The following is a 9,366-nucleotide window of genomic DNA, read 5'->3' on the forward strand; positions in this document are numbered from 1 at the left end:
ACGTCGTAGGATGAACGCTTACGCCACAACGTCTCTGTCAGCGGTTACTTGTGCCCAAAATTTGTTGTAATCAAAGTTCTTACCATACGCTTCCCGCACGGTGTAATAGACGTTTTGGATATCAACAAATATCGCAACTTTTGTCATTAGATATAATCTTTTTTGTCGTTAATGATGAAATCAATGTGATTCTTCGGCGAGCTGGCATAGTGTTTTTACTGCCGCTGGCTGGCGGCCCTTTTGCCAAGCAAGCATGAGATCCGTGGCTATTGGCAAGTCGTCTAATTCATAGGCGACAATGTCTTCGTCCCCGAGTGCCATGATGCTGGGCATAATCGCATACCCCATTCCCGTAGCAACCAAACTGCGAATAGTGATGTCATCGCGACATTCCTGAACAGTATTGGGTTCGAAGCCTACCTTCTGAAAGCATCTATCTAGCCGGTCGAAGCTGCCCGGCGTTGAGGTTCGGCTAAACCGAATGAATGGCGCGTCGTGAAAATCCTTAAGCGAGGTCGGGGTAGTCGCTATGAGAGGGTGGCATCGACTGGTGAAGACCGCCATACGAAAGCTGGCTAACGGATAGTAGTCTAGCCGTGGCTCATCTTCTCGTTCAATGAAGAGAATGCCGGCATCGAGCCGACCCGCCAGAATCGCCTCTGCCTGGGGGCCTGACAACATTGATTCTAGCGTTAACTGTGTTGAGGGGTAGCGTGAGCGAAATCTGCTGATGAGTGCTGTGATGCTGGGAATATAGGGATGTATGGTGCTAATCCCGAGCGAGAGACTTTCACGGTAACCATTGGCAATATCGCGTGTTTTCTTCGCGACACTTTCGAGTTCTGACAGTAGGCGCTGCCCATTGGCATATAGGTAATGCCCCGCTTGGGTCAAAGATACCCCTTTGCGGTCACGATAAAACAGGATTGCCCCGATATCGGCTTCAAGCTGATGTATCTGTCGCGTCAAGGCGGGCTGAGCGATCGGTATCTGCTTGGCTGCAGATGATATCGAACCCGCTTCGACCACCGCCAGGAAGTACCTTAGTTTTTTTGTGTCCATGTCCGCTCCCGGAGACGCCACGATGCGCGTCTCATTTCATACAGAAAATACAACTAAAGTCTCATCTCATAAAGGTATGACGCTATCGGGAAGAAGTATTTTATTCGCACTAAGCGTTACAACATACTCAAAACCAATCTGGTTAAGCGCATAACGGCGTACGCGACTCATGTTGCACAAGTATGCGTTCCTGCGGACGCCAGATGGCGCACTTCTCCCAGGCTTACCACTTTACAACAAGGTTTTACCTCTCATGACGTTATCAGCCATTGAGCTTGAGAAAATGATCACGTTTCGTCGGGAACTCCACCAGCACCCAGAGTTATCTGGCCAGGAGTCTATAACCGCTGAGCGTATTGCAATGATGCTACGTGGCTTGGGGGTAGATGAGGTGCATGAGAAGATAGGCGGCCACGGTGTGGTCGGCGTCATTAAAGGCGCCAGCACGGGGGCAATCGTTGGGCTTCGAGCCGATTTCGATGCTCTGCCACTCGAGGAGGCTAATCAGTTTTCGCATCGTTCCAGCCAGTCAAATGTAATGCATGCATGTGGGCATGACGGCCATACGGCAATGTTGATGGCTGCTGCTGCACAGTTGGTTAACCAGCGCCCGGCGCGGGGAAATGTCGTGTTGATTTTTCAACCCGCCGAGGAAATTGGTACTGGTGCTGAAGCGATGCTTGCGGAGGGGCTTCAGGAGAAATTCTCGCTTGATGCGATATTTGGACTACACAATTGGCCAGGTGTAGAGGCCGGGCGTTTTGTTATCCATGACGTCCCTCATATGGCATCAAGCGACGACTTTGAGGTGACGTTCCACTCCACCGGTGGACATGGGGCGATGCCTCATCTCACAACAGACCCCATCGTCGCGGCCAGCCTATTTACAACCGCTATTCAACAGATTGTCAGTCGTAATATTGACCCCCAAGACATCGCTGTTATCAGTCTGGGTAGCCTGCAAAGTGGCCATGCTAGCAATATTATTCCGGCGACTGCTCGGCTGACGGGTACCGCGCGCTGCTTTAAACCTGAGCTACGCAAACGTCTGGAGAGGCGAATTAGCGACGTGGCGGAAGGGGTTTCCAAGGCAACAGGGTGCGACGTCACACTCGACTACGTTCCTTCAACACCAGCGGTTGCCAATGACCGCGGTTGTGCCCAGCTGTGCCGCGATGTGGTGGTGCAGCGTTGGGGGCATGAACAGCTGGTAGAGCACCCAGTCAGCATGGGAGCTGATGATATGGGGGCTTTTCTTACCCATGTTCCAGGTGCCTATGCATGGATTGGCAATGGTTCAGGGCCACAAACACCAAAACTTCACCAGCCTGACTATGACTTTAACGATGCCATTCTGTCGATTGGAAGCGACTTCCTGACAAGTGTGGCAATGCAGTTTCTCGATAACCATCAATAAACTGGGGATACCCCATGACGTCTCTCGAAAAAACAATGACACACGAGAAGAGTTCACGACCAACATTTCGCTTCCCGCATATTTTTGTCGTGTTGTTTAGCTTTATCTGTCTCGCTGCTTTATCAACCCACTTTCTTCAGGCGGGTAGTTATGAGCGTATAGCCAATGAGCAAGGGCGTACGGTTGTAGTGCCAGACAGTTATGCGGCGGTGGAAGCGCAAGAAGCTGGCTGGTTAAGTCCGTTCATGGCGGTCTTTGAAGGGATGGGTGAAGGCAGTAGCATTATCTTCTTTATTTTTATCTCAGGCGGCGCGTTTGGCGTGCTGAAAGCAACCGGGGTACTACAAAAAGTCGTTGCCAGTATCAGTAATGCGCTTACTGGGCGTGATCTCATTCTTATCCCTTTACTGATGCTTTTATTTGCGATGGGAGGAGCAACCTTCGGGCTCGCAGAGGAAACAATTGCTTTTATCATTATCCTTGCACCGCTGCTGCGTATGCTGGGGTATGACTCTATTACGGCCGCAGCGGTACCTTTGGTAGGTGCTGGTGCCGGTTTCTCTGCAGCGTTTATGAATCCTTTTACCGTTGGCGTTGCCCAGGATATCGCTGAGCTCCCGATGTTTTCTGGAATGACTCTGCGGGCCTGTTACTGGCTAATATTCGTCAGTATCAGTATTGCTTTCGTCACTCGCTATGCGGCCAAAGTGAAAGCGCATCCCGAAGCGAGCCTTGTCTTTAATAATGACCGCCGCCAATTTGGTAAACCACAAGCCAATGAAGACCCAGGTGCATTATCGGCTGCCGATAAACTCGTNNGGCTGCCGATAAACTCGTCCTCGCTGCTTTCGTAGGCACCATTCTTGTTATTGCCTATGGCGTGATACGTCACGGCTGGTATATCGGTGAGATGTCTGGCGCCTTTCTCTTGATGGCTATTTTAATCGGTGCATTTGCGCGTATGAACCCGAATAAAATTGCCGACCACTTTGTTGAAGGCATTCAGGAAATTGCGATGGGGGCACTGGTAGTGGGCTTTGCCTTTGGCATCCTGGTGATTCTGAGAAATGGGGAAATCCTGGATACGATTCTTTATCATCTCGAAGGGCTGCTGAGCGGAATGCCCGCGGTGGTTACTGCGGTATGTATGTTTTTTGTTCAACTTGTCCTGAACTTCTTAGTCCCTTCTGGCAGTGGTCAAGCAGCACTGACCATGCCTTTGATGGTGCCTCTTGCGGATCTTGTGGGAGTCACCCGTCAGACGGCTGTCCTCGCGTTTCAGTTTGGTGATGGCATTTCCAATATTCTTACCCCAACGTCGGGATATTTCATGGCAGGGCTTGCGGTGGCAGGTGTGTCGTGGAGTAAGTGGATCAAATGGATACTTCCATTAGCGATTCTTCAACTGGGTATGGCAAGTCTGATGATTGCGCTGGCTCAGATCTTTTCCTGGACATAAATAAGGCATCAATAATGCGTATTAACAAAATCACGGTCTATGGTGTGCGTCTTCCGCTTAAACAACCATTTAAGATTGCCTATGACACTTATCACGATATCGCCAGCCTGATTGTCAGCATCGAGACTGCTTCTGGCCAGATTGGCTGGGGTGAGGCCGTGGTAGATCAGCATGTGTCGGGAGAAACGTATCTTGGCGCACGAGAAATCATAACCCGTGAGCTAGCGCCGTTACTAATGGGCGCCGACGCCAGTGATATTGCGCAATTCCATCATGCTGCCAACCGTAAAATTCGCCATAACCCCTCGGCGAAAGCAGCTCTCGATATTGCGCTTCACGACCTGGTGGCGCGTGAGTGCGGAAAGCCGCTTTATGCGCTGCTAGGTGGGCGTAGCCATACTAGATTGGAACTTCCATACGTTATCAGCATGTTAGCGCCGGAGGAGATGGCGCGTCAGGCGAAAGAGGCTGCTCGGCGCGGTTATCAGTCGATCAAAATCAAACTGGGAGATACGCCGGAACATGATGTTGAGCGGATTGCGCGGGTTAGAGAAGCACTAGATCGATCGATTGCGTTGCGCGTGGATGCCAATCAAGGGTGGAGTGCAAAGCAAGCACTTCAGGTCATTCGGCATGCAGCGCCCTATCAAGTGGATTGGTTTGAGCAACCCGTCGCTATGGAGAATCTCACCGCCATGGCCCGTGTGACGCAGTCAACTGATGCCATGATTATGGCTGATGAGCCTATTCATGGTGTTAAAGAAATGCTGGAGGTGATTCAACTAAACGCTGCTGACATGGTGAACATCAAGTTAATGAAATCCTCCGGCTTACGTCCTGCTATGGCGATGGCAGAGGTCGGAATGGCGGCGGATATACCCTGCCAGATCGGCTCTATGGTGGAGTCCTCGATCGCGACGCTCGCGGGTGCCCACCTAGCGCTGGCGCATCCCAATATTATTGCGAATGATCCCAATATTATTGCGAATGACTTGGTGGGACCTGCCATGATTGGGGAGGATGTTGCCCAGATGCCGGGAGATGAAACGCATATTGTGTTGGACGACTCACCTGGACTTGGCGTGACTATCGATAGGAGTCGAGTGCGGGATCTCAGCGAATTTGTCGACACCATTGACTAAATCAAGATGTACTCTCGGGTAGGAGTGACGTAAGAAGATGTTCTCTTCTTTGGTGCTTCTGCCCGGTAGTTATCAATGCTGTTATAAAATCTCAAGCGTATGAATATATAAACATATTAATAGCGTTAAGCTTTTAATAGGGGTTAAATGAGGTAATTGTTTGGCACAAAGCAATTGTTAGTTGTTTAGCTATAACATAGCAGTGCGTAGTATTGTGCCAGTATCAATCACTGAACTGGGTAATATGCTCTACAAAGCGTCGCACTTTGGCGAGTTCCCCCAAGTGTTCAGGGTAAACAAGGTAATAAGCACTCTCACTGAGCAGCCGATATGGCCAAGCGACTGTCAGTCGGCCACCTTCCAACTCTTCATCGACGGTAAAGTGAGGAACCAGTGCAACCCCACCGCCTGCCATTGCCGTTCGCACCAGCATAGGAAAGGTCTCGAAGCGGGTGCCATGATAGCTACGGTCAGTGATGATCTCTTGGTTTGCAAACCAATGGTGCCATGCGTCAGGGCGTGTCGAGAGGTGAAGTAGCGGTAGTTGTGTTAAGTCATCCACTGACTGGATGGGGTGCCGAGCGAGTAATTCAGGGGAAGCAACCGCGACCATATCCTCATCAACAAGCTTATGACAAGCAAGGCTTGGCCAACTGCCATGGCCATAAAACAGAGCAATATCGATATCTTGCTGCTCAAGATCGAAATCTTTTACGCGGTCATGAAACTCCAAACTAATGCCTGGATTGGCGGCTAGAAAGGTGGGCAACTTATTGGCCAACCAGCGGCTACCGAAGCTAGGTAAGGTGGCGATTTTAAGAACCTCGCTATTACCGCTGTAGGTCATTATCGCTTGCGTCGACATCTCAATTTGAGTGAGCACTTTGCGTACGTCACTTAAAAAAATGGCCCCTTCTGGGGTTAGCAGCAGGCTGCGTCGCACGCGACGAAATAGCTTGTGTTGCAAGGTGGCTTCAAGGTGCGCGACTTGTTTGCTGACAGCACTTTGGGTGAGGTTTAGCTCATCTGCTGCGCGAGTAAAACTCATATGGCGTGCGGCTGCTTCAAAGCATTGCATAGCCGCCGTAGAAGGAAGATTGCGTGATGCCAAACCTGGCGCTCCTGATGACCTGAAAGCCGCCCCGGCGACTAAGCGCCGGGGGGAAGCTAGGTTTTTATAGTGGCTCATTGGGCGAGCGTTGCAGCCTCCTGGGATTTATCAGGTCGGCGCGATTGAAGCCAGCCCACTGTCACCATGGCAAGCAAGCCTAAGCCGCTGGTTAGCAACTCGGGAACCACCATGGCAAGCCCTGCGACTAACAGTACCAGACGCTCCCCGAAGAAGGAATCACGTACAAAGTAACCGAGTAGTGCGCTGCTGACGCCCATAATCCCTACGAGTGAAAAGAACAGCGCGCTTAACAGTCCCAGCAGCGTAGGTTCGACTAATACCAGCATAGGATTATAAATGAAGGCATAAGGAATAATAAACGCACCAATCGCCAATTTAACCGCCGTAAAGCCAGTCTTCATGGGGTTGGCTTGTGCAATGCCTGCGCCCGCAAACGCGGCTAAACACACGGGAGGCGTAATATCGGCGATGATGCCGAAATAAAAGACAAACAAATGCACTGCCATTGGCGGAAGGCCGAACTCATTAATCAGTGCTGGTGCGGCAATGGTGGCAGTGACCACATAGTTTGCTGTGGTGGGTAACCCCATGCCCAAGACAATACAGGCAATCATCGTGAACAACAGCGCAAGTATCAAAACGCCATCCGCTAAGCTAATAATGCCAGCAGCAAATTTTGACCCCATGCCTGTCATGCCTACCACGCCAGCGATAATGCCTGCGCAAGCGACCGCTGCGATCACTGGCAGTGCCACGCGCGCCCCTTTTTCAAAAATAACCAATATATCTTTTAACGAAGGGCGTGTTTCTTTGCGCGCCAAACTGACAGCGAACGCACATGCGATACCCAGTAGCGCTGCTCGTTGAGCGGTAAAGCCAACGCTAATAGTCGTAATAATGACCAGCAAAGGCAGCAGCATGTAGCCTTTTGACAGTATCAGCTTACGCTTGCTGGGCAATTGATCTTTAGGAAGGCCGAGAATGCGATGACGTTTGGCTTCGAAATGCACCCCGATAAAAATACCCGCAAAATAGAGAATGGCGGGAATCAGCGCCGAAAACATGATTTCGCGGTAAGAGACGCCCACGTACTCCACCATGATAAAAGCCGCAGCACCCATTAAGGGCGGCATGATCTGCCCGCCGGTAGAGGCTGATGCTTCGACTGCTCCTGCTACTTCGGGCTTGAAGCGGGCATTTTTCATCATAGGAATGGTGAAAGAGCCAGAAGCCACGGTGTTGCCGATAGAGCTTCCCGAAATCATCCCCTGAAGCGAACTTGCTATAACGGCGGCTTTACCGGCACCACCCGTAAAGCGCCCGGTTAACGCAAAGGCTAAGTCATTAAAGAATCGGCCGACGCCGGTATGCATCAGAACAACGCCGAAAAACAAGAACAAGAAGATAAAGCGCGCCGATATTTGCAGGGGCGTGCCAAAAACGCCGCTTTCCCTAAACCATAAGTAGGGAGACACCTGCTCAAGAGAGAAGCCCGGATGAGAAAGCAAAGGGCTGGGGATCAAGTTGCCAAACAGCGCATAGAGAATTGCCAACGTAGCCATGACAACAATTGGCATACCAACAGTACGGCGAGTTGCTTCTAGTACAAACAGCACGCCGAGTGCGGCAATTGTTAGGTCAAAGGCTGAATAGCCCGTAACCCTTGCACGCAGGACTTCTTCATAAAACAGGATTTTATAGTAGGCGGCAAAGGTGGCTACGAAGGCGAGTATTACGTCGTACCACGGCACGCCATTACGCCTGCCCGCACCGCGCGTTGCAGGGAATAAGATAAAGATCATCCCCAAGGCAAGCCCTAAGTGGACAGCGCCTTGCTGCTGTGACGGGAGCGTACCAAAATAAGCGGTATAGAGATGAAAGCACGTCAGTGATACACCCATGAGGGTGATCATCCAGCCCCACTTGCCTAGCTGTAGTGCAGAGCGTACTTGTGACTCACGATCATACTTTTCTAAAAGCGCCGCTTCGTCAGGAGTTTTTTTTTATCCACGATTAAACCTCATACATATAACGCCGCTGGCTTAGCCAGCGGCGAAAAGGGAACATCAATCAGTTAGATCACTTAGGCTGTCAATATTGGAGCGTTCACGGGTGATAATCTGAATGACTTCAGGGTAGATGTGCCCGATAAAGGCGACGTTATCAATCGCGCCACTTTCGAACTCTCCGCGTCCGGCAACGGCATCTTGTGCCGGTGCGTGTACGGTCATCCCGAGATCCATACCGTTATCACGAATGCTCACTAAGTTTTCGATTGAAGCGCCAGTTTCAATATTGGTGAAGTTATGGTTTTCCAGGTAACGGTTCCAAATGGTGGCCATCTCACCGCCTAGTGGGTAGTAAGTGCCGCCTTGGCTACCGGTACCTAAAATAAACTCTTCTTTGGCTTCAGTTTCGCCAAGCTCCGCAACCGGGTTATTTACGGTGAGGCCTTGCTCTTCGTAATATTTTTTAGCACCGGGGTGAATGGGGAGACCTTCTGAACCATTGAGTGCATTTTCAAGGGTAATGAACGCAGATTGAGAGTGCGTGTTTTCTTCAGCATGTTCATGCATTAAACGCGCGAGTTCATAACCCAGGTCTTCATCAATAGTATTTGTGTTGCCAACTAAAATGGCATAAGCCGTAATAGTATTTACATCTTCATTTTGAAAAGCATAACTATTAGCGGGAATCGTAAAGCGCTTATAGGCACTATTCTCTTCAATATAGTCAATAGCGTCATCGCTTAAACTAATTAGGCGTGCATCACCACTTGAGGCTTGTAAGTTCTCGATGCTGCCAGAAGGTAGACCAAGAATGCCGATAGAAATATCGATGTTGCCATCTTGCACACCATCGAGTGCAGCACCAAAGCCTTCTTGATAGGTCTTGTACTTATCGCTACCAATACCGTAGGCATCAAAAAGTAGTTGGGAAACGCCTTGAGTGGTGCTGGCAGGGGGGCCAATAGCAATATTAGGTTTGCTGTCGCCACCACAACCTGCCAACAGAAGAGTCGCGCCTACGCCGCATAGCACTTTTGGTGACAGTACTTTAGAAGTAATGTTTTTCATGTTAACTCCTGCTAATTAAATTATTTATAATAAAATTCTGCTTAGCAATTCTCGCAAGCCGACCGTCTGGGGATCGG

Annotated in this window: 8 protein-coding genes and 1 pseudogene; 4 read left to right on the forward strand and 5 right to left on the reverse strand. The window is 50.3% G+C overall.

Annotated elements, in window-relative coordinates:
• Nucleotides 1-24: 24 nt before the first annotated feature.
• Together INT22_RS04350 and INT22_RS04355 are read right to left on the reverse strand one after the other, a co-directional pair.
• Nucleotides 25-147: pseudogene (locus INT22_RS04350) on the reverse strand (NYN domain-containing protein); the annotation flags it as partial.
• Between the two features lie 33 nt (nt 148-180).
• Complete coding sequence (locus tag INT22_RS04355) at nt 181-1,062, reverse strand: LysR family transcriptional regulator (protein WP_193067730.1); 882 nt, start codon at nt 1,060-1,062, stop codon at nt 181-183.
• A gap of 253 nt (nt 1,063-1,315) precedes the next feature.
• On the opposite strand from INT22_RS04355, the gene INT22_RS04360 reads away from it, so the two are divergent.
• The 4 genes from INT22_RS04360 (at nt 1,316) to INT22_RS04370 (ending at nt 5,080) form a co-directional block, all read left to right on the forward strand.
• The gene (locus tag INT22_RS04360) at nt 1,316-2,479 is read left to right on the forward strand and encodes a M20 metallopeptidase family protein (RefSeq protein ID WP_193067731.1); all 1,164 of its coding nucleotides are present in this window, start codon (nt 1,316-1,318) and stop codon (nt 2,477-2,479) included.
• Between the two features lie 35 nt (nt 2,480-2,514).
• Nucleotides 2,515-3,333: a hypothetical protein gene (locus INT22_RS21745; protein ID WP_446718927.1), complete on the forward strand. Its 819-nt coding sequence runs from the start codon at nt 2,515-2,517 to the stop codon at nt 3,331-3,333.
• A gap of 26 nt (nt 3,334-3,359) precedes the next feature.
• On the forward strand, nt 3,360-3,938 hold the full coding sequence (locus INT22_RS21750) for an AbgT family transporter (protein WP_319022032.1): 579 nt from the start codon (nt 3,360-3,362) through the stop codon (nt 3,936-3,938).
• Between the two features lie 14 nt (nt 3,939-3,952).
• The gene (locus tag INT22_RS04370) at nt 3,953-5,080 is read left to right on the forward strand and encodes a mandelate racemase/muconate lactonizing enzyme family protein (protein WP_193067732.1); all 1,128 of its coding nucleotides are present in this window, start codon (nt 3,953-3,955) and stop codon (nt 5,078-5,080) included.
• Between the two features lie 223 nt (nt 5,081-5,303).
• Here INT22_RS04370 and INT22_RS04375 read toward each other — a convergent pair whose 3' ends face one another.
• The 3 genes from INT22_RS04375 to INT22_RS04385 form a co-directional block, all read right to left on the reverse strand.
• Nucleotides 5,304-6,191 carry a LysR substrate-binding domain-containing protein gene (locus INT22_RS04375; protein WP_193067733.1) on the reverse strand — a complete coding sequence of 296 codons (888 nt, stop codon included), beginning with the start codon at nt 6,189-6,191 and terminating at the stop codon, nt 5,304-5,306.
• Between the two features lie 74 nt (nt 6,192-6,265).
• Nucleotides 6,266-8,125, reverse strand: coding sequence for a TRAP transporter permease (locus tag INT22_RS04380; protein WP_193067734.1), 1,860 nt, complete (start codon nt 8,123-8,125; stop codon nt 6,266-6,268).
• Nucleotides 8,126-8,278: 153 nt separating this feature from the next.
• The gene (locus tag INT22_RS04385; protein ID WP_193067735.1) at nt 8,279-9,289 is read right to left on the reverse strand and encodes a TAXI family TRAP transporter solute-binding subunit; all 1,011 of its coding nucleotides are present in this window, start codon (nt 9,287-9,289) and stop codon (nt 8,279-8,281) included.
• Between the last annotated feature and the right edge of the window lie 77 nt (nt 9,290-9,366).

Source organism: Halomonas sp. 3D7M (assembly GCF_014897885.1).
GTDB lineage: Bacteria > Pseudomonadota > Gammaproteobacteria > Pseudomonadales > Halomonadaceae > Vreelandella.